Raw genomic sequence first — 814 nt, 5'->3', positions numbered from 1 at the left:
TCCTGCTGCGGCGTCTCACCAGACTCAATCTTACCTCCCGGAAACTCCCAGCCCTCATTTAAAATCTCGACGGAAAATATGTAATCCAGTGGCTGCATTTTTCCATCTGCTTTATCTATTTTCTCTGTTCTTTCCGTGTCAAATATCTGATCTGCATTAGTTTTGTTAGTGGCATCTCCATTTAATGCAATTGTACAAAAAAATCTGCCTGTCTCAGGATTTATCATCTGATTAAACTGATTCGATAATTCGACTGATTCATCTATCCTGCTGCAAACGAATCTCATATGCAATCTGATAATTAAAAATCTTGCAGAATTTTACTTTGACCATTATGTGTCAATTCCTCATAGGTAATGTATTTCCCTGTACCGACCAAACCATAAACAATTGAATTAGTATCATTTGCATAATACTACTAATTACATTTTGTTGTTCATCAAGCGATCACTTTTTAGCGATCGCCTCTTCTATTATTTTGCTCTATATCCATCTTTCGATTTGGAAAGAGTTCCATCCATATATCTCTTTGTGAAGATTTTTGACTGTACGTATCAGATATAATACTTATCCTGTTCTACCTTATCCAGCAGCTCACCTTCCTTGAAATTCTTCAAGGTCATTACTCTACCACAATGGTGACATTTCATCATAACTCTCGGCAGTACCGGATAATTTCTGTTACCTGTAACCATGTATGAAACTTTCATACTCTTCTTGCACTTCTTACAATAAAAATCTATAACTTTTAACTCTTTGTTCAATTCAGTTCGCTCCTTATTCATACAAAATCATCAATCTACAATTCTGTACT

At 35.4% G+C, this 814-nt stretch carries 1 protein-coding gene and 1 pseudogene; both read right to left on the bottom strand.

Features of this window, described 5'->3' with window-relative positions:
* Nucleotides 1-287: pseudogene (locus WS40_RS10860) on the bottom strand (hypothetical protein); the annotation flags it as partial.
* A 267-nt stretch (nt 288-554) separates the two neighbouring features.
* Nucleotides 555-764: a hypothetical protein gene (locus WS40_RS10855; RefSeq protein WP_022293003.1), complete on the bottom strand. Its 210-nt coding sequence runs from the start codon at nt 762-764 to the stop codon at nt 555-557.
* Between the last annotated feature and the right edge of the window lie 50 nt (nt 765-814).

It is taken from the genome of Ruminococcus sp. N15.MGS-57 (assembly GCF_000980385.1).
GTDB lineage: Bacteria > Bacillota > Clostridia > Oscillospirales > Ruminococcaceae > Hominimerdicola > Hominimerdicola aceti.
The sequence above is the reverse complement of the archived record's forward strand: the minus strand, read 5'-3'. Positions and strand labels throughout refer to the sequence as shown.